The 26650-nt window shown below is 55.2% G+C and carries 22 protein-coding genes; 4 read left to right on the plus strand and 18 right to left on the minus strand.

Annotation, left to right across the window (positions count from 1 at the left end):
• Window positions 1-5 precede the first annotated feature (5 nt).
• Window positions 6-710, plus strand: a complete 705-nt coding sequence (gene lexA / locus A11S_RS05990; protein WP_015467603.1) for a transcriptional repressor LexA — start codon at window positions 6-8, stop codon at window positions 708-710.
• A 112-nt stretch (window positions 711-822) separates the two neighbouring features.
• Here the strand turns inward: lexA and A11S_RS05995 are convergent, their stop codons facing one another.
• Entirely contained in the window at window positions 823-2958 is a 2136-nt protein-coding gene (locus A11S_RS05995; protein WP_235067410.1) for a ComEC/Rec2 family competence protein, read from the minus strand.
• Between the two features lie 72 nt (window positions 2959-3030).
• Here A11S_RS05995 and gltX point away from each other — a divergent pair, with 72 nt between their 5' ends.
• The 3 genes from gltX to A11S_RS06010 all read left to right on the plus strand — a co-directional run bounded on the left by gltX (window position 3031) and on the right by A11S_RS06010 (window position 7193).
• Window positions 3031-4422 (plus strand): glutamate--tRNA ligase, encoded by a 1392-nt coding sequence (gene gltX, locus A11S_RS06000; RefSeq protein WP_015467605.1) that lies wholly within the window; start codon window positions 3031-3033, stop codon window positions 4420-4422.
• Window positions 4423-4483: 61 nt separating this feature from the next.
• Entirely contained in the window at window positions 4484-5722 is a 1239-nt protein-coding gene (locus A11S_RS06005; protein ID WP_148285112.1) for a M48 family metalloprotease, read from the plus strand.
• 166 nt (window positions 5723-5888) lie between these two features.
• A complete protein-coding gene (locus A11S_RS06010; RefSeq protein ID WP_041803016.1) occupies window positions 5889-7193 on the plus strand; it encodes a citrate synthase in 1305 nt (434 codons plus the stop codon).
• A 35-nt stretch (window positions 7194-7228) separates the two neighbouring features.
• Here the strand turns inward: A11S_RS06010 and lpxB are convergent, their stop codons facing one another.
• From lpxB to dnaE, 17 genes are all read right to left on the minus strand, one after another.
• Entirely contained in the window at window positions 7229-8485 is a 1257-nt protein-coding gene (gene lpxB, locus A11S_RS06015) for a lipid-A-disaccharide synthase (protein WP_015467608.1), read from the minus strand.
• Entirely contained in the window at window positions 8482-9324 is an 843-nt protein-coding gene (locus A11S_RS06020; RefSeq protein ID WP_015467609.1) for an LpxI family protein, read from the minus strand. The genes lpxB and A11S_RS06020 overlap by 4 nt, the downstream gene beginning before the upstream one ends.
• Window positions 9325-9326: 2 nt before the next feature.
• Complete coding sequence (gene lpxA, locus A11S_RS06025) at window positions 9327-10133, minus strand: acyl-ACP--UDP-N-acetylglucosamine O-acyltransferase (RefSeq protein WP_041803018.1); 807 nt, start codon at window positions 10131-10133, stop codon at window positions 9327-9329.
• A 126-nt stretch (window positions 10134-10259) separates the two neighbouring features.
• A complete protein-coding gene (fabZ, locus tag A11S_RS06030) occupies window positions 10260-10724 on the minus strand; it encodes a 3-hydroxyacyl-ACP dehydratase FabZ (RefSeq protein WP_015467611.1) in 465 nt (154 codons plus the stop codon).
• A gap of 15 nt (window positions 10725-10739) precedes the next feature.
• The gene (gene lpxD, locus A11S_RS06035; RefSeq protein WP_015467612.1) at window positions 10740-11756 is read right to left on the minus strand and encodes a UDP-3-O-(3-hydroxymyristoyl)glucosamine N-acyltransferase; all 1017 of its coding nucleotides are present in this window, start codon (window positions 11754-11756) and stop codon (window positions 10740-10742) included.
• Between the two features lie 6 nt (window positions 11757-11762).
• Entirely contained in the window at window positions 11763-12431 is a 669-nt protein-coding gene (locus A11S_RS06040; protein ID WP_015467613.1) for an OmpH family outer membrane protein, read from the minus strand.
• A gap of 27 nt (window positions 12432-12458) precedes the next feature.
• On the minus strand, window positions 12459-14780 hold the full coding sequence (bamA, locus tag A11S_RS06045) for an outer membrane protein assembly factor BamA (protein WP_015467614.1): 2322 nt from the start codon (window positions 14778-14780) through the stop codon (window positions 12459-12461).
• 23 nt (window positions 14781-14803) lie between these two features.
• A complete protein-coding gene (gene rseP, locus A11S_RS06050) occupies window positions 14804-16195 on the minus strand; it encodes an RIP metalloprotease RseP (RefSeq protein WP_015467615.1) in 1392 nt (463 codons plus the stop codon).
• A gap of 24 nt (window positions 16196-16219) precedes the next feature.
• Entirely contained in the window at window positions 16220-17392 is a 1173-nt protein-coding gene (gene dxr / locus A11S_RS06055; RefSeq protein ID WP_015467616.1) for a 1-deoxy-D-xylulose-5-phosphate reductoisomerase, read from the minus strand.
• On the minus strand, window positions 17389-18081 hold the full coding sequence (locus tag A11S_RS06060) for a phosphatidate cytidylyltransferase (RefSeq protein WP_041803020.1): 693 nt from the start codon (window positions 18079-18081) through the stop codon (window positions 17389-17391). The genes dxr and A11S_RS06060 overlap by 4 nt, the downstream gene beginning before the upstream one ends.
• Window positions 18082-18150: 69 nt before the next feature.
• Window positions 18151-18870, minus strand: a complete 720-nt coding sequence (locus A11S_RS06065; protein WP_015467618.1) for an isoprenyl transferase — start codon at window positions 18868-18870, stop codon at window positions 18151-18153.
• A 16-nt stretch (window positions 18871-18886) separates the two neighbouring features.
• The gene (frr, locus tag A11S_RS06070; RefSeq protein ID WP_015467619.1) at window positions 18887-19435 is read right to left on the minus strand and encodes a ribosome recycling factor; all 549 of its coding nucleotides are present in this window, start codon (window positions 19433-19435) and stop codon (window positions 18887-18889) included.
• A 28-nt stretch (window positions 19436-19463) separates the two neighbouring features.
• A complete protein-coding gene (gene pyrH, locus A11S_RS06075; protein WP_200860105.1) occupies window positions 19464-20222 on the minus strand; it encodes a UMP kinase in 759 nt (252 codons plus the stop codon).
• A 239-nt stretch (window positions 20223-20461) separates the two neighbouring features.
• Window positions 20462-21385 carry a translation elongation factor Ts gene (gene tsf, locus A11S_RS06080; protein ID WP_014102883.1) on the minus strand — a complete coding sequence of 308 codons (924 nt, stop codon included), beginning with the start codon at window positions 21383-21385 and terminating at the stop codon, window positions 20462-20464.
• Window positions 21386-21468: 83 nt separating this feature from the next.
• Window positions 21469-22254, minus strand: a complete 786-nt coding sequence (gene rpsB / locus A11S_RS06085; protein ID WP_015467621.1) for a 30S ribosomal protein S2 — start codon at window positions 22252-22254, stop codon at window positions 21469-21471.
• Window positions 22255-22515: 261 nt separating this feature from the next.
• Window positions 22516-23187 (minus strand): uracil-DNA glycosylase, encoded by a 672-nt coding sequence (gene ung, locus A11S_RS06090; RefSeq protein WP_015467622.1) that lies wholly within the window; start codon window positions 23185-23187, stop codon window positions 22516-22518.
• Window positions 23188-23190: 3 nt separating this feature from the next.
• Window positions 23191-26640 (minus strand): DNA polymerase III subunit alpha, encoded by a 3450-nt coding sequence (dnaE, locus tag A11S_RS06095; RefSeq protein WP_321162772.1) that lies wholly within the window; start codon window positions 26638-26640, stop codon window positions 23191-23193.
• Window positions 26641-26650 lie beyond the last annotated feature (10 nt).

A 26650-nucleotide genomic window follows, 5' to 3' on the forward strand; every position in this document is an offset into this window, starting at 1 on the left:
GCCAAATGCTGACCAGAAAACAACGTGACCTTCTTGTTCTCATTCACGAGCGTATGCAGACGGGCGAAGTGGCCCCCTCTTTTGATGAGATGAAGGATGCGCTGGGCCTGAAATCCAAATCGGGCGTCCACCGTTTGATCAGCGCGCTGGTGGAACGTGGTTATCTGGAACGCCTGCCCCACCGCGCCCGCGCGCTGGAAGTGAAAAAATTACCGGAAGGGTACAAACCCGATGGCGCGGATTCATCCGCCGCCGCGGCCCAGACCCGCGCCATTGCCAGCGTGTACGAAGATGCCCGCATGGCCGCCCCGGCCCCCGCAAACAACTTCGCGCAAATTCCCCTGCACGGAAAAATCGCCGCCGGAACACCGATTGAGGCCATCCGTGACGAAGAAACATTGATCGACGTGCCGCCGCAAATGCTGGGGTCTGGTGAACATTACGCCCTGCGCGTTGATGGGGATTCCATGATCAAGGCGGGCATTAATGATCACGATATCGTTATCATCCGCAACACCACGACCGCCGAAAACGGTACGATTGTTGTGGCGTTGATTGATGACAGCGAAGTGACTCTGAAACGTTTCCGCAAATCCGGGAACAAAGTCATTCTCGAACCGGAGAACGACGATTACGAACCCCGCGTTCTGGAACCCGAGCGCGTGAAGATTCAAGGGCGGTTGGTCAGTTTGTACCGCACGTACCACTAAGCAATACCAACACCAAAATATATGATGTCACCCCGGCGAAAGCCGGGGTCTTCGTCCGTTATGGCTGGAAGATTCCGGCTTTCGCCGGAATGACGGCCTCAAGATTGGGTTTTTACCGTCCGTTATTCATCGCCCATGGACGATCACCGCGCAGGTCACGGACAGTGCGGATCGTGGGTTTTTCACCTTCTCGCACCCAGATCGCCACCGACCCATTTCGCCACACATCGAAACGGTCAATCACCACCCGGGCGGCACAATCTTTCTCCACCGACATACGGGCGACGACAACATCCGCCCACGCGCAATCGGCCGCCAATGCAACGGGCTGGTTGATAAAGGCGATTTTTGCCCCCTCCATCTCCATCCGGCAGGCATCGGCATCACACGACACCATGCCGTTTTCGCCCTGATATAATCCCTCATCCGGAATTTTTTCGGTTGCGCCTTCCGGCAATCCGGATTCCTGTGTCCAAACTTCGGCCGTAAATCGGTCGGCCACGCGGGATGAAATCATCATCCGGTCACCATCCATCCGCGCCGCCCATAATTTCCCGGTGGATGAGATCAATATATCCGGCGGCGTGGTGACAACAACCATCACCATGCCAACAACCAAAGGCAACACACCCAACCAGCGCGACCGCCCGGCCCAGAGCAACATAAACAACATGCCAAAAATCATGATGCCAAGCGCCGCGCCTGACCATACCGGCCAATGCACCACGGCATGCGGCCACCCGGCCACAATGCGGGCAATATCCAGCATGACATCCACACCCCATGCCATGCCCGCCAACGGCCAATCCGCCAACCCCAATGGCGCAAGGAAGTAAACCAGAATGGCCAACGGCATGATGATAAAGCTGGCCAGCGGCACCACGATGAAATTCGCGGCCACGCCATACGTCGCCACCTGTTGAAAATGATAAAGCGAAAACGGGGCCGTAACGATGGTGGCCAGAATGGTCGTCAAACACACCCCCGCCAAATAGATGATGGCCCGCTGCAACCACCCGGCTTTTGTATACGCCTCCACCCACCAATCCCGCGTGACGTCATAAAACCAGATCAGCCCGATCACGGCGGCAAACGACATCTGAAAACTCGCGCCCAGTAAAATGTCCGGATAGAACAGCAATAACGCCCCCGCACTGACCGCCGCCAACCGCATGGAAAACGGGCTGCGGTTCAGGCCAATGGCCAGCAGGAACAAACCCGTCATGATCAGGGCGCGGAATGTCGGTACACTCATCCCGACAATCAAGGCGTAAGCAAAGGCCGCAACAAACGCGATCACGGCGGCGTAGGATTTGATGGGGTGATACAGCGCCAAACGCGGGAACAGCGCCATCAGAAGACGGCTGAGGAAAAATGCCGCGCCTGCCGCCATACCAATATTCATGCCGGAAATGGCGATGATGTGGGCCAAACCGGCGACACGAACGTCATCCCATTGATCCTCGCTCATCGCCGCACGTTCGCCAGTCAGCAGGGCGATAACCACACCCGTCTCGCGTTCGCCGACATGGTCTTTCGCGGCCTGCGCCAGCATCAGGCGATAATTTTCCAGCGCCTGATAAAAACCGCCTTGTTGCTCCGACAAAATCTCCGGCGCTTTATACGCAAATCCCATCGCGCCCAGTTCGCGGAAATAGGCATAGCGCTGGAAATCAAAACTGCCCGGTGCCACAGGGGCCGATGGCGGGTTTAATCCACCCAGAACGCGAATACGCTGACCGGGACGAAGGCCTTCGTCCTTGCTGATCGTCATGCGGATGCGGCGCGGGGTTTTCTCCGGCGCAATCTCTTCGATCAACAGATCATCCAGAACCGCACGGCTGCCCCGCCCGCTTTCCAGCAATTCCAGTGACCGGATCGTGCCCGTCACGTTGGCAAAGCGCATTTGTTTTTCCAACACGGGGCCGCGCACCATTTCGGTGCGCACCTTGCCCGCGGCAAAGCCCGCCCCGAACGCCAAGGCAAGACCGAACAGCAACAGCAAAGCCACCGATCCGCCCGCCCGCGCCCGCCGCCATTGCCACAAAACAGCCAGCGCCGGAACCAGAAGGACAGCCAGCGCTCCCACCCATGACGGTTCAAATTTCAGTGAAAAATAGGCGCAAATCCCCGCCCCCAGAAGAACAGGCAGCCATAAAACATAGTGCGGGCGCTGCGCGGCGATCACCGCCGTCACGCCCCGCCACCCCGTCGCGCTAATACCTTGCTCCGAAACGCTGAAATCCACCTGCGAAACCTGTTTTCTGGCCTGTTTTCTTATGCTACCAAAGGCTTACAGAATTTAAAGGATAATACAACCATGACCATCATCACCCGTATCCCCCCGTCCCCCACCGGCCTGATGCATATCGGCACGGCCCGCACGGCTTTGTACAACTGGCTGTTTGCGCGGCGCCATAACGGCAAAATGCTGTTCCGGATCGAGGATACGGACCGCAAACGCTATGCCCCCGAATATGTGGATTCCATCAAGGACGGCCTGACCTGGCTGGGGCTGGATTGGGACGGGGATATCGTATCCCAATTTGAACGCACCGACCGCCACGCCGAGGTGGCCAATGAATTGATCAAGGCGGGCAAAGCCTATTACTGCTATTGCACGCCGGAAGAACTGGAAGACATGCGGGAAAAAGCCAAGGCAGAAGGCCGCGTGACATTCTATGACCGCCGTTGGCGCGATGCCGACCCGGCCACCGCTCCGAAGGACATCAAACCCGTCGTCCGTATCAAAGCCCCGTTGGATGGCAACAGCATCGTGCATGACAAGGTGCAGGGCGATGTGACCGTGGCGAATGAGCAGCTTGATGATTTCATCATCCTGCGCAGTGATGGCACGCCGACCTATATGCTGGCCGTTGTGGTCGATGACCATGATATGGGCGTGACCCATGTTATTCGCGGCGATGACCATTTGAACAACACGTTCCGCCAGAACATCATCTACACCGCCATGGGCTGGGATATTCCGGTTTATGCGCATTTACCGCTGATTTTGGGGCCGGATGGCGCAAAACTGTCCAAACGCCATGGCGCAACAGGCGTGAAGGAATACGAGAAAATGGGCTACCTGCCCGAAGCGATGCGCAACTATCTGCTGCGGCTCGGCTGGTCCCACGGCGATGATGAAATCATTTCCACCGAACAGGCGATTGAATGGTTCGATCTGGAACACATTGGCCAATCCGCCGCGCGGTTCGATTTTGCCAAGCTGGAAAACGTCAATGCTCACTATATCAAACTGGCCGACAATGCCCGTCTGGTTGACCTGGTCACGCCGTTCCTGATCGAACGCGGATACACCGTGGATGACACGGGCCGCGCCCGTTTGCTGGCCGGCATGGACGAATTGAAAAACCGCGCAAAAACCATCGTCCAAATCGCGGACGAAGGCGCGTTCTACGTCAAAACCGTTCCGTTTGAATTTGATGAAAAGGCCAAAGCCAATCTGGATAAAGCCATCCTGCAAACCTTGAAAGATACGCTGTCCGGTATCACTGAATTCAACGCCACGAATATCGAAGAGGCCTGCAAAACTGTGGCCAATGATTTGCGGGATGGGAAACTGGGCAAGGTCGCCATGCCCCTGCGCGCCGCCCTGACGGGAACCACGGTCTCCCCCTCAGTCTTCCACGCGGCCGAACTCCTTGGAAAATCAGAGGTTTTACAGCGCCTGGATTATTCTTTGACATAACAAATACTCTATGCAAAAGTCCGCCATTCCAACGAAATAACAGGGAATGGCGGATTTTTTTATGGCTCCCAATTTTTATCAGTTGCGCAATTACGGCGCACTCGCATTTTCCTATGCCACAACGGCGGGCATCGCCGCAGCAACCTATATGATCGGCATGCCAGCCATTCTGGGCGTTGCCGCGACTTTTGCAACGTGGAAAACAATCAAAGAAATTCGTGCAAACAAACACGTCTTTGAAAACAATCTGAAGAAACACGAAGACAACTATTCATATTCACCCAAGCTGCAACAAATCGTTCAGGATCTTTATAAGGCATCTGGCCTCAGCGCCGATAAATACCCAATCCACGATTTTGACATCGATGAAGCAAAGCCACAAAAGCAAGGGGCCAAATACGAGGAAATCCGCAAACACATCCGCAGCAAATACACAGCTATGCCGAACGCCGCCGCTATTAATCTGGGCAAGCCGGTGATTATGATTTCAAAATCATTGCTGGAAATTCTCAACGACCGCGAAGAAAAGGCGGTTCTGGCCCATGAATTTGCCCACATCGTTGCAAAGCATTCAATTATCGACCTGCCCCAGCAAGTCATTCATCGCACATCACGCAACGCAAACAGCATTCTTTATATTTTTAGCACTGCTGCAACAGGGGCTATAAACTTTGCGACCGGATGGTCGGCAACAATCGTCGCGCCAATTATCGCCGCGAAACTATCCGGGTTTGGCCGCCTGATTAAGAAGATGAACCGCGGCAATACAGACGAAAATGATCGCATGACCGATGCCGATGCAAAGCGCCTGACCAGAATTGCTTTGGGATGTTTTGCCTTTGGTGTTGCCACCAACGTTGCGTTCTTCAGCGCGATCAACCCGATGATTGCCGGGATCTTTCTGGCCACATGGGGACTTGGTAAAGCCGCAAGGATCACCAATGCCACACTATCGCGCAGTCAGGAATATCAGGCTGACCGCGGTGCGGTCTTGCTGGGTGCCGATCCGCTGGCGCTGGTCACGGCCTTGCGCAAGATCAACGAGATCAAAAATATTAAACTTGCCGAATTGGGCCATGATGCCACCAAACAACCCGGCAAACTGTCCCGCGTATGGGCAAACCTGCATGCCAGCCACCCGACAGTTGAACGCCGTATTGGCCGCCTGACCGCCATTGCCCGCCAATCCGGTTATGGCGAAGAACAAATCACTACGGCGACCACATGCGCGCTGGATTTGACTGGCCTGAATCATGTTCCACACCATGCGGCACAGGCTTATACAAACCACATGACCTAACGCCACGACAGTTTTCATAAAAAACACCAATTTACCGAAGTAACGATTTTTAAACGCGCTGCCTTTATCTTTACGCGGCGCAGGCCTATGATTGCGCGGTTGGTTTGGCATTCGCTGGGCCTTTCACACGTACACATTTTCGCTTTCCATTCCGTGGGGTAACACCATGTCCGCAGATACAGCACAAAAAACTTTCACCCTGACCAATGACCAGACCGGCGCATCAACGAAACTGCCCGTTCTGGACGGTGTTATGGGCCCGCCGGTGATTGATATTCGCAAGCTGTATGATGAAACCAGCCACTTCACATTCGACCCCAGCTTTATGGCGACGGGCAGCTGCAAATCCCGCATTACCTTTATTGATGGCGACAAGGGCATTCTGCTCCACCGCGGTTACACCATTCAGGATCTGGCCGAAAAAAGCACCTTTATGGAAGTGTGCTACGCCCTGCTCTATGGTGATTTGCCGAATGCCAAGGAATTGAAAGAATTTGAACACAACATCACCTATCACACGATGGTGCATGAACAACTGCACTTCTTCTTCCGTGGTTTCCGCCGTGACGCGCACCCGATGGCCATTATGTGCGGCGTGGTTGGCGCGTTGTCCGCGTTCTATCATGACTCGCTGGACATTCATGATCCGAAACAACGCGAAATTTCCGCACACCGTTTGATCGCAAAATTGCCGACACTGGCCGCGATGTCATACAAATATTCCGTGGGCCAACCGTTTATGTACCCGCGCAATGATTTGTCGTTCGCGGAAAACTTCCTGTATATGTGCTTTGCCGTTCCGGCGGAACCGTACACTGTGAACCCGGTTCTGGCCCGCGCCATGGACCGCATTTTCACCCTGCACGCCGACCACGAACAAAACGCATCAACATCCACCGTGCGTTTGGCTGGGTCATCCCAAGCCAACCCGTTTGCGTGCATTGCCGCCGGCATTGCATGCCTGTGGGGCCCGGCCCATGGTGGCGCGAACCAGGCCGTGCTGGAAATGCTGGAAGAAATCGGGCACAAGGACAACATCCCCGAATTCCTGGCCAAGGTAAAAGACAAGGGCGATAACACCCGCCTGATGGGCTTTGGCCACCGCGTTTACAAAAACTATGACCCGCGCGCCGAAGTATTGAAAAAATCCTGTGACGAGGTTCTGGCCGAACTGGGCATTGACGACCCGCTGCTGGAACTGGCGCAGGAATTGGAACGCATCGCCCTGTCCGATCCGTATTTCATCGAACGCAAATTGTTCCCGAACGTCGATTTCTATTCCGGCATTATCCTGAAAGCCATGGGCTTCCCCACATCCATGTTCACGGTGCTGTTCGCCGTGGCCCGGACGGTGGGCTGGATTTCCCAATGGAAAGAAATGATGGAAGAACCATCCCTGAAAATCGGCCGCCCGCGCCAACTTTATACCGGCCCGGCGCAACGCGAATATGTCCCGGTGGACAAGCGATAGAAATAAAAAAGGGCGGTTCAAACCGCCCTTTTCTTTTATGCCCCGGATGCCGCCATGCGCGCCGTTACACCGGCCGGGCGACTGAGCGTTTCCATGCGGGTTTGGGCCAACCCCAGTACAAACTGCGCCGCTTCGACCGATGGTGTTTCATCACCACGACCACGCAACAATTTTCGCATGGTGGCAAAGGATGCACGTTGTTCTTCGCTTTCAAACCCTTCATCCAAAATGCCACTGACGGCCTTGGCGATGATGTCGGGTTTGGCGGCGTCCTGAATAAATTCGGGAACACAGCGTTTGTTCAGCAGGATGTTCGCCAGATGCGCAAAGCGCACCCGCACCAGCATTTTCACCAACCACCACGTCAACGGGTTCATGGTATAGGTAATGACATGCGGAATATTGGCCACGCCCAATTCCAATCCCACCGTGCCGGACACCGCAACAGCCGCATCCAATGCCTTCAGGCTGTCGCTTTTCGCGTTCACGCCATCGGTGAAATGGACGTTGTCGATATCCTTTAACAAGGAACGCAATTCCGGTTCCAGATGCGGCAAGGTCGGCACCATAAACGATAAATCGCGCCGGTTTTTGCGCAGGGCCAAAGCGACATCGCGGATCAGCGTGCCCATGCGTTTGACTTCACCCATGCGGCTGCCAAAGAATAACCCTAAAACCTTACCGTCTTCCGGCACGCCCAATGCCGCACGTGCCTTTGCGCGATCACCGGATGTGGTCAACGCCAGTTTTGTTTCCATCACCGGGTGGCCGACAAACGCAGCATTCAGCCCATGACGCGTGAAATAATTCGGTTCAAACGGGAACAGACACATCAACCCGTCATACAGGGCCGCAACCTTCTGCGCCCGGCCCGGTCGCCACGCCCACACGGTCGGCGCGACATAATGAATAAAGACCGGTTTCTTCACGCCGCGTTCACGCAATTTCTTCACAACGCGGAAACAAAAATCCGGCGCATCAATGGTCACAACGACATCGGGTTCGCGTTTGGCAATATCATCAACCGTTTCGTTGATCCGACGGATCAGGGATTGCAGGCGCGGCAGAATTTCAGCCACCCCCATCAGGGACAGGTCAGACATCGGGAACAGGGATTTCAGCCCCTCGCCCTCCATCTGCGCGCCGCCGATACCGTGAAAATGCAGGTGCGGCATATCGTCATCCGCCGCACAAATGTCGCGCATTGTGTGCATCATCCGCGCACCCAGCGTATCGCCCGACGTTTCACCGGCGATCAGATAGATCGAAAGATCTTTATTACCTGTTGTCATAGACTATCGGGATCCACCCCAACCACGAACATTTTATATTGGTCCGCCAAATCGGCAACCTTCTGCGGGTCGAGAAGCAGGCTGCGATTGGCCTCAACCGCGATCCCGGCATAGCCAGCCAGCGCCGCATGGTGAATCGTATCCGGGCCAATGGTTGGCAAATCCAGCGATTCATCCTGTTGCGGTTTGGCCATCTTCACCAGAATGGGGCCACGCCCTTCGCGTTTCAGCAATCCGCAACGGCGGATCAATTCATCCGTCCCTTCGATCCCCTCAACGCCCAGAACCAGATCCTGTTGCATCACGACGCTTTGGCCAATATCCAGACGGCCCAGCGTATGCGCAACCTTGATGCCGTGGCGAATGGCGCTCATATCCTCCGGCGTTGGCTCGCGTGAGCCAATCCGGCCTGCTTTTGGCATGATATCTTCGATAAAATGCTGAACAGCGTGAATTTTGAACCCGTCGCGTTCCAGTTCACGGCGCAGGGCCTTCAATAACCCATCATCACCAATCGCGCGCAGGCCAAGACGCAGGAAGAATTTCAACGTGCGGAAATCTGGACGCAATTCTTTCAATGACGGGCGACGAATGGACCCGATCAGGACCAGGTCACGCACCTTATGCGCCTTCAGCGTGTTGATAATCTGCCCGGCTGCACCCAAACGGGTCAGCATGTAACGGCGATCTTTCAGGATCGCCAGATCGGTCTGGCGTTCAAAGCCAACGACAAAAGTATCAATCCCCTTGGTATCACACACACCCAACAGGCGCTCCGGCAGTAATCCACCACCGGCAATGATGCCCAATAATTTTACGTCTTCGACTTTATCCGTCATTGTTACGCACTCCGTTTTGCGGGTTGGCACAGCGGGAAGCGTGTTTTGGCGCGCGCGAATTCAACCATCTCCATGACCAGATTGTCGCTGGAATAATCGCTGGCCACCATTTCGATGCGCTGATCCATTGTACCTTCTTCGCCAAACATCTGGTTAAAGGCGCGTTGCATGGCCTTCACCTGGTCCTTGGTAAAGCCGCGGCGTTCCAGGCCGATCAGGTTCAGGCCCGCCAGTGATGCGCGCTCACCCTTCACACGGCCAAACGGAATCACGTCATTTTCAACGCCGGACATTCCACCAATCACCGCGTGCGCACCAATGCGCACAAACTGGTGCACGGCGGACAGGCCGCCAATCAATGCAAAATCACCCACAACCACATGGCCCGCCAGTGTTGCGTTGTTCGCCATGATCACGTTGTTGCCAACGATACAATCATGCGCAACGTGCGACGCCATCATGAACAGGCCGTTATCGCCCACGCGCGTTTCCATGCCACCACCTTCGGTGCCTGGGTTCATTGTCACGTGTTCGCGGATCTTGTTATTCTTGCCGATAATCAGACGGGATTTTTCACCGCCAAATTTCAAATCCTGTGGTGCAGACCCAATGGAAGCGAACGGAAAAATTTCCGTGCCCTCGCCAATCGTTGTGTAGCCATCCACAACGACATGCGAATGCAAAACAACATTGTCACCCAGCGTGACATTCTCACCCACGATGGAATACGGCCCAACCTTGACGCCCTGCCCCAGCGTGGCGCCGGCGGCAATAATGGCGGTGGGATGAATCAATGCAGCAGAGGACATGACAGACGACACTTTCGACAATGGGGGATACAGGTGCAAGCGCACCCATAGAGTATAGAAAAATGGCGGAATTCCGCCAAATCACGCTTTGTTGCGGGGTGTTACAGACGAACGGTTCAGTCGGCCTTAATTATCCATGATCATGGCACTGAATTCGGCTTCGGCACACAACGTGTCACCGACCATAGCCTCGCCCTTGAACTTCCAGACGGGGCCGCGTTGTTTCGTTTTCTGCACATGGATGTGCAGGGAATCCCCGGGCACGACCGGCTTGCGGAAACGGGCCTGGTCGATGGTCATGAAATAGACCAGCTTGCCTTCGGCTTCTTTCCCCAGCGTTTGCACGACCATAATGGCCGCCGTCTGGGCCATGGCCTCAACGATCAAAACGCCCGGCATAACCGGAAAACGGGGAAAGTGACCCTGGAAATGCGGTTCGTTGAACGTCACGTTTTTCAAACCAACGGCCCGCTCGTTCGGCACGAATTCCAGGATGCGATCCACCAAAAGGATAGGATAGCGGTGCGGGATCATTTCCATGATCCGGGTGATATCAATGTTCACAGCCGCAGAGGCGCTTTGTTCGCTCATGGTCGTCTCTTCTTCTTATTTCTGTTTTTTGATCAGGCGATTCAACATCGCAATTTGACGCATATATTGCTTGATTGGCAAGGCCGGGGAGCCCATTTGTTCTTCCCCTGCCGGAACATCCCGCATCAACCCCGATTGCGCCGCAATCCGCGCGCCACGGCCAATTCGTAAATGGCCGGCCACACCCACCTGGCCAGCCAGAACGACATAGTCCTCCAGCACCGTAGAGCCGGATACGCCAACCTGGGACACAATGACGCACCCACGGCCAATTTTTACGTTATGTCCAATTTGGACCAGATTGTCGATCCATGTCCCCGCACCAATCACGGTATCCGGGCCAGCCCCGCGGTCGATACAGGTGTTCGCCCCGATTTCCACGCGGTCTTCGATCACCACGCGGCCCAGTTGGGGCACTTTCACATGACCTGCCGGATCAATGGCGAAACCAAAGCCGTCCTGGCCAATCCGCACGCCGGGGTACAAACGCACGGCATTGCCGATCACACAATGCGTCACCGTTGCACCCGCGCCCACACGGCATTTTTGCCCCATGGTCACGTTACGGCCGATCACAGCATTAGATTCGATCCACGATCCATCGCCAATCGTTGCCCCGGCCTGCACCACGGCACCATCATCAATCACGCATCCGGCCCCAATCGAGGCCGATGGATCAATATGGGCACGCGGTGAAATGCGCGCATCCGGATAGGATTCCGGATAAAATTTCTGCGCGCACAAGGCGTACGCTTTGTAGGGGTTCTTGCTGACCAGCAAGGCCATACCCGCGGGTGCAAATTCCACCATCTGCGGTGCCACAAAACAGGCCCCGGCTTTGCTGGCACGGAACGCATCGCGATATTTTATATTATCAAGAAAGCTGATCTGATCCGCACCCGCCTGATCCAGCGCACCAACATCATGCACCATGTGCGCGGAATCGCCGCTTTGCAACTCCGCCCCGCATGACGCCGCGATATCGGCAAGACTGAACGGACCCAGCCGGGTGAAAAACGATTGATCAGCCACGGGAACTTACTCAGCCAACGACGTGTTGGATTTTTCGGCGCTGGACAACGCGGTATCAACCGCCTTTTCTGCCGCGCTGATATCCAGTTTCACATCCGGGAAATCCTTATTCAGCTTGTCCATAACCTGGCCGGTAATGTCCATTTCCTTTTCGGCCAGAACCACGTTCTGACGGGTCAGGACAATGTCATAACCGTTGGCCTGCGCCTGTTCCGCGACAATTTCGGTCATGCGGCCACGCAGTTTGTTATACGCATCCGCGGATGCCTTTTCCAACGACACGCGGCGGCGTTGCGCCAGGCGACGCGCATCCATCAATTTTTCTTCAAACGCGCGGCGTTTTTCGGCGAACTTTTCCGGGGTCAGCTTGTCACGCTCGGCCACCAGTTTCTTTTCTTCCTCCCCCAGATCGCGTTCCATCTTGGAAAATTCTTTCTGGAAGGCGTCACGCTGGGTCGCCAGTTGATCCTGAATCGACTTCCCGGCCTTGGAGCTGTTCAAAACGGCTTGCGCATCGATCACGGCAATAACGTGGCCGGACCCGGCAACGGCTTGCGCTTTGACCGCATCATTGGTCGCATGGCTCAACAGCGACGGCCCAACGATCAGGGCCAAGCCCGCCAATACAACAACACCAGCACCCGCCAGAACAGCCATTTTATTTACTTGCATCATCAAACCCTTTTGCTTGTCAGATGTATGTTAGAACCGCGTGCCGAAGCTGAAGCGGAAGTTTTCTTCCTTGTCGAAATCTTCCTTCATGAACGGTGCGGAGAAATCAACCCGAACCGGGCCAATCGGTGAGCGCCATGAAACGCCAACACCGGCACCGGCGCGCAGGGAATTGATGTCTTCGACATCGGAACCGACATCGTCAATTTCCCACAGCGAGCCGAAATCGGTAAACGCGTGGCCCTTGATTCCCATTTCATCGGGTAACCCGACCGGGAACGACAGTTCCACCGACCCACGATAGAACATATTCCCACCGAGGGAGTCATCGGTACCAATGTCACGCGGACCGACACCAGCCGGTTCAAACCCGCGCAAGGTACCACCACCCAGGAAGAAACGTTCGTTAATGGCAACATTTTCATCACCATAACCATGGATGGCTCCAACTTCACCCAGCACGTTCAGGACAACGCGGTCCGTGTCAAACAACGGGTAGAAGTGCGAAGCACCGAGCTTGGCCGAGATATATTGCGAATCCCCGCCCAGACCGGACATTTCAGTATCCAACCAGCCATAGGTCCCATCAGACGGGAACAATGTGCTGTTCCGTGAGTCATAGGTCAGCATCTGGCCGATAGCAGAGGTCGAACGTTCGCCGGCCTGTTCCTTAATGTAACGGGAGGCGTCGTCCTGGACTTCGGTGATTTCGTTTTGTTCGACACGATAGCGCAGTGATTGACGCCATTTTTCCGACAGCGGATAACCGAATTCAAAACCACCACCGGTCCGCTTTTGATCATAGGAGCTTTCGTCCTGCAAATCGCGGGTGATGTGGAAGGCGTTCACGCCCGCCGAGAAATCGCGGTCGAGGAAATACGGTTCGGTAAAGGCGAAATCAAATTCCGTCCGTTCACCCGCAATCGTGGCCCCGAGCAGCAAATCCTGCCCCTTACCCAGGAAGTTGCGTTCACGAATTTTGAAGTCAGCCAACGGACCATCAGCGGTCGAGAAACCGGCACCGATGGAGAGTTCACCCGTGGATTTTTCGGCCACCTCGATATCAACCACCGATTTATCCGGTGCGGTGCCCGGCTGCGGCGTCACGATCACGTTTTCAAAATAACCAAGGTCGCGGATTTTCTGTTCCGACTTGGCCACTTTTTCACGGTTGAACGGGTCCCCTTCGACCAAATCCATCTCACGACGGATGACCTTGTCCAGCGTGCGGACGTTGCCGCGAATATCAATACGCTCAACAAAAACTTTCGGCGTTTCGCGGATATTGAAGGTCAGGTCAACGGTGCGTTTTTCACGGTTGCGCTCAACACCCGGTTTGACATCCACGAATGCAAATTGGCGATTGCCCAATTCACGCGTGAAGGCATCGACCGTACGCTCAACTTCGTCGGCATTATACCAGTCGCCAGGCTTGAAGGTCAGGAACGGAACCAGATCGGCCTCGTTAAAGTCGCGCAGATTGGCATCAATCGTAACATTGCCAACGCGGTAACGCGGGCCTTCTTCAACAGTGAAGGTCAAGTAAAACGCGTCCTTGTCCTTGGACAGTTCGGCGTTAGAAGCCAAGATGCGGAAGTCGGCATAGCCCTGGGACAGATAGAAACGGCGCAACAATTCCTGATCATAGGACAAACGGTCCGGATCATAACGATCGTCGGCACCGAGGAAGCGGTACCAGCGGTCTTCCTTCGTGCTGATCTCACTGCGCAGCGTATCGTCGTCATACACTTCGTTACCGACGAAGCGAATGCCCTTCACCTTTGTCACCGGGCCCTCGTCAATTTCGAACACCAGATTGACGCGGTTTTGATCCAGCTCGATCACCTTCGGATCAATCTGGGCCGAGAAGCGGCCGGAGCGGGTATAAACCTGATACAGACGGTTCAGGTCGGATTGCACTTTCGTCCGTGTAAAGACCTGACGCGGGCGCAGGCTGATTTCAGCCAGCAGATCTTCGTCTTTCAGCTTGTCATTGCCTTCGAACGCAATCTCGCTGATGACCGGGTTTTCAACCACGGTGACTTCCAGCGTGCTGCCCTTCTGGCGCAATGTCACGTCGGCGAACAGGCCGGTGCCAAACAGGCTTTTCAACGCGCCGTCCAGCAAGTCCTGCGTCATCGGGTCGCCCACCTTGGCATCCAGATACGTCAGAACGGTCACGGGTTCGATACGCTGTGTCCCCAGCACTTCGATGTCTTTGATTTTCGTACCCGTTGCCTGTTCAGATGCATACCCTTGTGCGGATACGGTCGTCGGCACGGCCAGAATGGAGAAAGCGCAAAGCCCTGCTATGGCCAGAAGGCCAAGCCCTTTAACACGGATCATGTTCATTTACGTCCTGTAGAATCCGCCGGTCAGAGGACCAGCTGTACGATATCGTTCAGGTTAGCAAATAGCATGATTCCGACAAGTATGGCTAGTCCGAATCGGAAGGCATATTCCTGAAATTGTTCAGAAATCGGGCCACCTTTCACCGCTTCAACAGCATAGAAAGCCAGGTGCCCGCCATCCAGCATCGGGATTGGGAACAGGTTGATCAATCCAAGATTTATGGAAAGCAATGCTGTGAAGCTGATCAGGGCCAAAATCCCGACCTGTGCCATGTCACCGGCCAGCGCCCCGATGCGGATAATCCCGCCCAGTTCGGTCGCGCTGCGCGTTCCGGTAAACATCTGGCCGATGGCTTCCAGCGTGCTGGTGGTTACGGACCATGTTTCGGCCACGGCGGCACCTACGGCCCCAATCGGATTATGGCGAATGGTCTTTTGCGGTGCGCCCTGGGCGACGACCAGAACGTTATACCCCTCGGATTCCGGGTTTTTCAGGTCCTGGTTCTGCTCCAGCAACGGCTGGACCACCATGCCCTCTTCCTTCGCGCCACGATCCAGCATGATGGTGAAGGTTTTGCCCATATTGGCCAGCAAAGCCGCACGGATCGCCTCCGGTGTTTCGGTGCGCTGACCGTTGACGGCCACAATGTTGTCAATCGCCAGACCATCACCCGGGCTGATTACGCCCAGCATGCCGCGGGTGCTTTTGAACCCGTGACGGTCTTCGGTTTCCATCCGCTCCGGCGTCGCGGTCAGGGTAATCACCTCGCCCGCACGGTTAACGGTAAACTCCATCGGTGTATCCAGCTTCACCATGACGGAACGGCGCAGTTCGTCGAAGCGATCAATCGGTTGGCCATCAATGGTCAAAATGACGTCATGCGGCTGGAATCCGGCCTTATCAGCCGCAGACCCCGCAATCACGGCGGAGGATTCCGCCGGTGTAACATCCTGGCCATGGAACATGAACAGGCCCGCCAGCAAGACAATTGCGAACAGGTAGTTAATCGCCGGGCCCGCAAAAACGATGGCCGCCCGTTTACCGACGGATTTGGCAAAAAATGCCTCTTTGCGTTCGGCTTCGGTCATGGCGCGCGGCGCTTCGCCCGCCTCACCCTTAACCTTGTCGGTGTGTCCGGCGCTGGCCGGATCGGAATCGCCAAACATTTTGACGTAGCCGCCGAGCGGGATCAGCGAGAATTTCCAGCGCGTGCCGTGTTTATCGTTAAAACCCCAGATTTCCCGGCCAAACCCGATGGAAAAAACCTCCACCCGCACACCGCACAGGCGCGCAATGTAATAATGACCAAATTCATGGATAAACACCAAGATGCTCAAGACCAGCAGGAACGACCCGCCATAAAGCCAGATATTACCGGCAACCAGCTGAAACATTTCGGCCATGGACGTGGTCATTGCAACTCCGTAGGGTCTTGGTCGTTAAGCGCTTTTCAGCGCGTGATGAGAATTCATATAGGCGGTTGTATCGTCGCGCACAGCGGCATCAAAGTCCAGCACATCAGAAAGATTGGACATATCCACCTTTTCGACACGCTCGACCGCATATCTCACTGCGTCCATAATACCATAAAACCCGATCCGCCCGGCCAGAAATGCCGCAACGGCCACTTCATTTGCCGCGTTGAAGGCTATGCAATGGGCTGGCCCGGCGCGCAGGCAGTCATACGCCATTGGGATAGACGGAAAGCGCACCGGATCAATTTGTTCGAAATCCAGCCGCGAAAGCGTTTTCAAATCCAACCGCTGGCCGCTGGTTTTGATTCGGTTGGGCCAGCCCAAAGTATAGGCGATGGGCGTGCGCATATCCGGCGCACCCAGCTGGGCCAGAACCGATCCATCGGCATATTCAACCATGGAATGGATCACCGATTGCGGGTGAACCAATACGTCGATCTGTTCCGGCGGCATGGCAAACAGATAATGCGCCTCAATAATTTCCAGCGCTTTGTTCATCATGCTGGCGCTGTCGACCGAAATCTTCGCACCCATGGTCCAGTTCGGATGCGCCACGGCCTGGGCCGGGGTGGCGGCGCGCATTTGATCCATCGTCCATGTGCGGAACGGGCCGCCCGATGCGGTCAGGATAATGCGGTCAATCCCGGCACGGTTTTCATTTTCAAACACCTGAAACACGGCGTTGTGTTCACTGTCCACGGGCAACAATGTCGCACCGCTTGCGCGCGCCGCAGCCATCACCAACGGCCCGGCGGCGACCAGCGGTTCCTTGTTTGCAATCGCCACGCATTGCCCCTGCGCAATCGCGGCCAGGATGGGTTCCAGACCCGCCATGCCAACTATTGCCGCCATGGTCCAATCCGTTGGCATGCTGGCCGCTTCGATCACGGCAGCGCGCCCGGCGGCGCATTCAATACCCGTTCCGGCCAAGCGGTTTTTCAAAGCATCATAATGGGATTCATCACCGATGACGGCGCGTTTGGCTTTCAATTGAATCGCTTGATCGGCCAGACGGTCAACATTCGTCTGCGCGGTCAACGCCTGTACATCATACGCCTCGGGATTGCTGAGGATCAGATCAACCGTCGATGTCCCCACCGATCCAGTCGATCCCAAAATCGTTACGCGTTTACTCATCGCAACCACACCATATAGGCCAGCAAGAATACAGGCGAGACCAGCAACAATGAATCAATCCGGTCCAGCAACCCACCATGACCGGGGATCAGATTGCCCGTATCTTTCACACCAACGCGGCGTTTGAATGCGGAGATCAACAAATCCCCCGCCTGCCCCACGGCACCAAACCAGCACCCGGTTAAAAATACGACGAAGGAATGAATGGGGATCAAGCCACCGCTGACCACAGGCGTCCATTGCATCAAGCTGGGGCGCGCGGCAAACAGAATTGTCAGCACCGCACCACTGGACACCATCGCACCAATAAATCCGGCCCATGTTTTATTCGGGCTAACGCGCGGGGCCAATTTTGGACCACCAATCGCGCGGCCCGCAAAATACGCCCCAATATCGCTGGCCCACACGCACAGCAATAAGGTCGCAACCAAGAACAATCCTTCCAAAAATTGCGTCCGCAACCAGATAAAGGATGTATAGGCCACCACCATGTACAGCGCACCGATCAGAACATCGCGCATCGGATGTTCGCCCGCATCCGACATGCGCCACCATTCCCAAACGGAAATCATCGCCGCAACCAGCATGAAGATAAAGAAAGGCATTTGCCCCAGATAAATCAGGAACAGGGTCAACGGCCCCAAAATCACGCCCGATAAAATGCGGATTTGCAGGGAGGACAGTTTCATCTTTGCTTTAACCTGATCCGCGCCGTTCAAAATGCGCCTCTCCCTGATTTGATTTTGAAATTATTATTTTTATTGCTTGCCTGATTTGACACCACCGAAACGGCGGTCACGCGATTTGAAATCCGCGATCGCGGCTTCCAGATCAACTTTTGAAAAATCGGGCCAGAGCGTGTCACAATAAAACAATTCGGAATACGCACATTGCCACAGCAGGAAATTGCTGATCCGGCGTTCACCGCTGGTACGGATCAAAATATCCGGGTCTGGCGCGCCCGCGGTGGACAGGAATTGCGGCAGGTATTCCTCGGCCGATTCATAGGTCGGCTCAATCCCCTGTTCGGCCATTGCGCGGGCCATTTGCGTTGCCGCACACAAAATATCCTGCCGCCCGCCGTAATTCAGGGCGATCATCACGGTGATGGCAGTGTTATTGGCGGTCAGGTTTTCGGCCTGTTCGATCATCTTGACGATGTCGGGCTCCAGTTCTTCGCGGCGGCCGATGACTTTCAACCGGATATTATTCCGGTGCAGTTCGGCCGTCTCCGCACGCAAATACATGCGCAGAAGACGCATCAATTCCCGCACTTCATCAACCGGACGGCTCCAGTTCTCGGTCGAAAACCCGAACAGGGTCAGATATTCAACGCCCAGCTCAACCGCCGCTTCGACAACGCGCTTGACGGATTCAACGCCGCGCTGGTGCCCCGCCGTCCGCGGAAGGCCGCGCTGCGTTGCCCAACGGCCATTGCCGTCCATAATGATTGCGATGTGACGCGGTGATTGACTCATGTGCGAAATACCAGGATCAAACGGTCATGATGTCTTTTTCTTTATCGACCAGCATTTTGTCGATCTGTGCAATGTAACCATCGGTCAGTTTTTGCACTTCGTCGGACAAACGCTTTTGATCATCCTCGGACACTTCGCCCTTCATCGCCTTGATACTATCCATACCATCGCGGCGGATGTTGCGCACGGCCACACGGCACCCTTCGGCATATTTACCGGCCACTTTGGTCAATTCCTTGCGGCGCTCTTCGTTCAGCTGCGGCACCGGCACACGGATCACGTTGCCTTCGGCTTGCGGGTTCAAACCCAGACCGGATTCACGGATTGCCTTTTCCACATTTTTGGAAATGGTCGCATCCCATACGGTGACGGTCAGCATGCGAGGCTCCGGTACGCTGACCGAACCGCATTGGCTGATCGGCATGTGAGAGCCGTACGCTTCAACCTGAACGGTTTCCAGCATGCTGGTCGCGGCACGACCGGTGCGCAGACCCGTAAATTCGGTTTTCAACTGTTCCATCGCGCCATCCATACGGCGTTTCAGGTCGTTTTTATCAAAAGCCATTGTGATTTCTCCTTGGTCTTCTTCGTACTTATTGATCAGTTACGATCGTAAACTTGCCTTCGCCACGAACAACCTTGGCGAAATTTCCTGCTTCCAACACCGAAAACACCACGATTGGAATGTGGTTTTCACGGGCCAGCGAAATCGCCGTTGCATCCATGACTTTCAAATCCTTGGTCAACACATCCATGTACGAGAGCGTGTCGTAATGGGTTGCGGACGGGTCCTTGTGCGGATCGGCGGAATAAACACCATCAACCTTGGTGCCCTTGAACAAGGCATCACAGCCCATTTCCGTGGCGCGCAAGGCCGCCGGCGTGTCGGTGGTAAAGAACGGGTTGCCCGAACCGGCGGCGAAAATGACAACGCGTCCCTTCTCCATGTGGCGCAGGGCGCGGCGGCGGATAAACGGTTCGCACACAGCCTGCATCGGGATGGCGGATTGCACGCGGGTCGGTACGCCCACCTTTTCAAAGGCGGATTGCAAGGCCAAGGCATTCATGACCGTGCCCAGCATACCGATATAATCCCCGGTAACACGCTCCAGCCCGTTTTCGGCCCCGGATACGCCGCGGAAAATGTTCCCGGCCCCGACGACGACACACACCTGAACCCCCAGATCAATCGCCTGCTTCACATCGGCGGCGATGCGGTCAATGGTGGCCGGGTCGATGCCGTATTCGCGATCGCCCATCAAAACCTCACCCGACATTTTCAGCAAGACACGCTTAAAGCGGACAGACGGGTCAACGGTCGGAGCGGAGGAATCACAGGATTGTGCAGACATCGGGACGGCCTTCATCTTTGATCTCTTTGTTTCTTCGGGCTTTTCGGCGTTTTCAAATCGGCCTTACTCTAATGATCCGATGCGGCGGAAACAAGGCAATTTTCCGGGGATTTGGGGGTTTTACAAGGGGGACTGCCCCTTCCCCAGCCACCTGCACCGGGATGACAAAAAATGGAGAGGTCGACCATGAAAAAACCCCGCCAAATGGCGGGGTTTTTGTCATTCTTTGAAGAAACGGATTAACCGTTAACAACTTTTGCCACTTCAGCGGCGAAGTCGGTTTCTTCTTTCTCGATCCCTTCACCCAGTTGAAAGCGTGCGAAGCCAGCCAGTTTGACCGGAGCGCCAACATCCTTGGATGCGTTTTCGATAACTTTTGAGATTTTGGTTTCGCCGTCCATGATAAAGATCTGCTCAATCAGGCAAACTTCTTCATAGTACTTGCGAACGCGGCCTTCCAACATTTTTTCGATAATGTCGGCAGCTTTGCCTTGCTCTTTGGCGGTTTCGCGGATCACGTTCTTTTCGCGTTCCAAAACGTCCGGATCAACGGACGAGCTGTCCAGATAAGCCGGGTTGGCCGCAGCAACGTGCATTGCAATTTGCTTGCCCAGAGCTTCCAGCTTGGCTTTATCGCCCGTGGATTCCAGCGCAACCAGAACACCGATTTTGCCCAAGCCATCACCGATGGCATTGTGCACATAGGTCGCAACAATACCGTCGTTTACAGCCAGTTTGGCCGAACGGCGCAGGCTCATGTTCTCACCGATCGTGGCGATCAGGGTGGTCAGCGTGTCTTTCACAGACTTGCCGCCTTCGATCACAACTTCAGCCACTTCCTCAACTTTACCAGCGCCTTTCAGGGCAGCCTTGGCAACGTTGCGAACCAGAGCCTGGAACTGATCGTTACGGGCAACGAAGTCGGTTTCGGCGTTGACTTCAACGATGGCCGCGCTGGTGCCTTCGGCAACCACAGCAACCAGACCTTCAGCCGTTGTACGACCGGATTTCTTCGCGGCCTTGGACAGACCTTTCGTGCGCAGCCAGTCCATAGCGGCTTCGATATCGCCGTTGTTTTCGACCAGGGCTTGTTTGGCATCCATCATGCCAGCGCCGGATTTTTCGCGGAGTTCTTTCACCATAGAGGCGGTAATATCAGCCATTTTTCAGTCCTTTATTCGTGAATCTTCAGGTTAAGCTTAAAGAACAATCGGGGCACTTGGGCCCCGATTGCCAGATCGGTTGATTAGGCCGTTGCCTGTTTCTTTTCAGCAACCGGAGCCGCCGGCAGCGTTTCCGTGATATCCGCACGGGCGCCGATATCGGCACCGGAGGATTTCAGTTCGGCTTGCAGACCATCCAGAACCGAAGCCGCAACCAGGTCGCAGTACAGTTCAATGGCGCGCAGAGCGTCGTCGTTACCCGGGATCGGGAAATCAACGCCAGCCGGATCGCTGTTGGAGTCCAGAATGGCGAATACCGGAATACCCAGCATGTTCGCTTCTTTAATCGCGATGTCTTCCATGTTGGTGTCGATCACGAACAAAGCGTCCGGTACACCGCCCATTTCTTTGATCCCGCCGATGGATTTTTCGAGCTTTTCACGCTCGCGTGCCATCATCAGCAGTTCTTTTTTCGTGTATTTGCTGGCCATATCGCTGGACATGATGCTGTCCAGTTCGCGCAGACGGTTGATGGAACCGGAAACGGTTTTCCAGTTGGTCATCATGCCACCCAACCAGCGGTGGTTTACATAGTACTGGCCGCATTTTTTCGCGGCTTCAGCCACTTTTTCTTGTGCTTGGCGTTTCGTGCCAACGAACAGAACACGACCACCTTTGGACACGATATCGCGGATGCCTTTCAGGCCAGCGTCCAGCATCGGAACCGTTTGTTGCAGGTCCATGATGTGGATGCCGTTACGCACACCGAAGATAAACGGGCGCATTTTCGGGTTCCAGCGACGGGTGTGGTGACCAAAGTGAACGCCAGCTTCCAGCAGTTGACGCATAGTGAATGTCGGCATAGCCATTGTATTTACTTCCTTTTTCCGGTTGAACCTCTGCGGGGCACGTGATTTTTGAACCATTCAAAAACACCGGAGGGAGCGCCAAAATGGCGAATCCCAATCCCCGCATGTGGATTTAAGTGCGTGTGATATACCCGTATCAGCCGCAGTTTTCAAGCAGTTTCGCCGGAAAAGAAGGCACCAGAGTACGCAGTCGCAGACCTATTTTATCGCAGGTGCAGCATAAAGTGGGAGGAATTTGGTTAATGTATTGATTTTATTGCATTAAATCCACTGCACCACAGCGCGCCCTTGCTCCGCCAGATAATCATTCGCCGCACGGAAATGACCACAGCCGATAAACCCGCGATGGGCAGACAGCGGTGAAGGGTGTGGGGCGGTCAGGACCAGGTGGCGGGTCCGGTCGATAAAGGCCCCCTTTTTCTGGGCATACGATCCCCACAGCAAGAAGGCCACATGGTCACGCCCGTCATTGACGGCGCGGATCACCGCATCCGTAAAATCTTCCCAGCCTTTGTTCTGATGCGACCCCGCCTTGTCCGCCTGAACGGTCAGGGTGGCGTTCAGCAACAAAACCCCCTGCTCCGCCCACCGAGTCAGATTACCGTGGGCGGGCGGCGTCACGCCGAAATCGCGTTCCAGTTCCTTGTACATGTTGCGCAGGCTGGGGGGGATTTTGACGCCATCGGGAACGGAAAATGACAGGCCATGCGCCTGCCCTTCACCGTGATACGGGTCCTGCCCCAGAATAACCACGCGCACATCATCAAATTTCGTGTGGTTCAGGGCATTGAAAACATGGTCTTCACGTGGATAAACCGCATTGCCGTTGGCGCGTTCAGATTCCAGAAATGTTTTTAAATGCGCAATATACGGCCGATCAAATTCAGCACCGATATGGGCCAACCAGCTTGGGTCGATTTGGTTTTTGTTCATGCGTTATAATTCCTGAACTTCACCCACACCGTGGGTTTTTTGCAGGGCTTGGCGGGCCTGGGCCGAGAAGGACCACGAGCCGGGCAATGCAACCTCGGCATACTCGGCACCATCCAGCGGCACATGAACATACACGCGCGCCGGGCCGCGGCCTTCGACATCCAGAAGGTCTTTCAATTTCTGCACAGGGGCCGGGTCGGTCAGGGTGATGCGCACCTCACGTATTTTTCCGGCCAGCGCATCATCCAGCGGGCGTAAATCATGCACGGTCAGGCGAACCTGATCATCCTGCATTTCCGCTGCGGCCTTTAACAGCAGGGCCTCACCCGGTTCCAGGAAATCTTTCGACCGCGCCAGCGTTTCCGAGAAGATCACAACTTCATACACGCCAGAGGAGTCAGACAGTTGCAGGAACGCAAATTTGTTGCCCGATTTTTGCGACACCTTGATCTGTTTTTTCAACAGCACCCCAGCCATGTCGACGGACACGGCATGGCGCGTGGCCAATTGTTCCTCGACATTCGCCATTGTAACGATTTTCATGCGTTCCAGTTGTGCCGCCTTGGTATCCAGCGGGTGGGCGGACAGGTAAAAACCAACCGCATCAAATTCGTGTTTCAGCTTTTCCAGCGGGTCCCACGGATCAACCTTTGGAAATTCTGGCAAGCCCAGCCCCGATCCGCCGCCCGCAGGACCACCGCCAAACAGGCTGGCCTGTCCCGCAGCTTTTTCCTGCGCCAGCGACTGGGCATAACGCATGATGATTTCGGCCCCGCCATAGACGCTGGCGCGGTCGGGATGCAGATTATCAAACGCCCCCGCGCTGGCCATTTGTTCGATCTGGCGTTTATTCATACCGCCCGCATCCATCCGCGTTGCGAAATCGGCCAGCGTTTTATATTTACCGTTGGTGTCGCGTTCAACGACAATCCGTTCCATCGCCTGCGCGCCCACGCCCTTCAGCGCGGCCAGCGCATAACGCACGGCATCACCCTCGACCGAGAACATGGTTTTGGATTCATTCACATCCGGCGGCAACAGCGACAGGCCCATTTTGTCGATTTCCTGTTTGAAAATCGCCAGTTTGTCAGTGTTGCCCGCATCCAGCGTCATCGACGCCGCCATAAATTCGGTCGGATAATTCGCCTTCAGCCAGCCAGTCCAATATGCAATCAGCGCATAGGCGGCGGCGTGGGATTTGTTGAAACCATATCCGGCGAATTTGTCGATCTGGTCGAAAATATATCCGGCCTGTTCGGGATCGACGTTGTTATGTTCCTTCGCACCATCGACGAATTTTTGCCGCTGCGCGTCCATTTCCGCCTTGATCTTCTTACCCATAGCGCGGCGGAGCAAGTCAGCGCCACCGAGCGAGTAACCGGACAACGCCTGTGCCGCCTGCATCACCTGTTCCTGATAGATCATGATGCCGTATGTTTCTTCCAGATACGGCTTCAGCAACGGGTGCATGTAATCGGGGTCTTCCTTGCCTTCCTTAATGGAAATATAGCGCGGAATGTTGTCCATCGGGCCGGGACGGTACAGGGACACGAGGGCGATAATATCTTCCAACCGGTTCGGCTTCATCCCCGTCAGGGTGGACCGCATGCCGGAACTTTCAAGCTGGAACACACCGACCGTCTTGCCCTCGGCCAGCATTTTGTATGTCTTTTGGTCGTCCAACGGCACCTGCAGGATATTGATATCCTCGCCCTTGGACTCCTTAATCAGCTCCACCGCCTTTTGAATCACCGTCATGGTTTTCAGGCCGAGGAAGTCGAATTTGACCAAGCCTGCCTGTTCAACATATTTCATGTTGAACTGCGTCACCGGCATGTCTGTGCCCGGTTCGCGATACAGCGGCACCAATTCATGCAACGGGCGATCACCAATCACCACACCGGCGGCGTGGGTTGAGGCGTGGCGGTATAACCCCTCCAACTGCAAGGCGATGTCAACCAGTTTCGATGTCGTTTCGTCCTTGTACAATTCGTTTTTCAGGTCCGGGTCCTGTTCCAGCGCCTCTTCCAGCGTGATGGGGTTGGCCGGGTTGTTCGGGATCATCTTCGCGATCCGGTCCACCTGACCATACGACATTTGCAGGACACGGCCCACGTCACGCACAACGGCGCGCGCTTTCAACTGACCGAACGTAATGATCTGGGCCACGTGGTCGTAACCGTAACGGTTTTGCACGTAACGGATCACTTCGTCCCGGCGATCCTGGCAAAAGTCGACGTCAAAGTCGGGCATGGATACACGTTCGGGGTTCAGGAAACGTTCGAACAGCAACCCGAAGTGCAATGGATCAAGGTCGGTAATTTTCAACGACCAGGCCACAACGGAACCCGCGCCCGACCCCCGTCCCGGCCCAACGGGAATGTTATTGTCCTTCGCCCATTTGATAAAATCGGAAACGATCAGGAAGTAACCGGGGAACCCCATTTGCACGATCACGTTTAATTCAAACGCCAATCGGTCGTGATAGGGTTTGGCCACTTCGGCCCGTTCGGCTTCGTCCATTGTTTCGGTGAAGACGAAGTTTTGCAAACGCCAGTTCAGCCCCTCTTCCGCCTGCGCCTTTAATTCCTCCACTTCCGTACGCCCGCCTTCGGTGGCAAAGGGTGGCAAGATCGGGTTGATCGGCTTCAACAGGAAGGAACACCGCTGCGCAATGCGCACCGTGTTTTCAATGGCTTCGGGCAGGTCGGAGAACAAGGCCTCCATTTCCGCTGCGCTTTTGAAATAATGCTCACGCGTTTCGCGGCGGCGGTCGGCTTCGGTGATATACCGCCCACCGGCGATACACAGCAGCGCATCATGCGCCTCGTACATATCCTCGGTCGCGAAGTAGCAATCGTTTGTGGCCACCAGAGGGATGTTGTGTTTATAAGCCAGATCGATCAATGCTTCTTCAATCTGGTTTTCTTCCGGCAAGTCGTGGCGTTGCAATTCGATGTAAAAACGCCCATCAAAAAGCTTGGCCAGACGCTTCAACGCGTCTTCCGCAGGCTTCGCCTGATTGTGCAGAAGATATTGCCCAATCGGTCCCTTGGTCCCACCGCTCAGGCAAATCAAGCCGCCGGAATGGCCGTCCAGATTTTCCCATGTGATGTGTGGTTCGTCGGTGGCGCTTTCAGCGGCCATAAATGACTGGCTGACTAGCCAGCTGATATTCTTGTACCCTTCCGTATTCTGCACCAGCAGGACCAGATGATGGCCCTCTACGCCCAGACGCATCTGGCACCCGATAATGGGTTGCACGCCACCCTTGGCGGCTTCCAGCGCGAATTCCATCGCCCCGAACAGGTTTCCCGTATCGGTAATGGCCGCCGCCGGCATGGATTTTTTCTGGCAGAGTTTGACGAGGTCCTTAACCTTGATCGCCCCTTCCGCCAGGGAATAGGCGGAATGGGTGTGCAAATGGACAAAATTTGCGTGTGGTTTGGACATGGCCGCCATT

This window comes from Micavibrio aeruginosavorus EPB (assembly GCF_000348745.1).
GTDB classification, from domain to species: domain Bacteria; phylum Pseudomonadota; class Alphaproteobacteria; order Micavibrionales; family Micavibrionaceae; genus Micavibrio; species Micavibrio aeruginosavorus_A.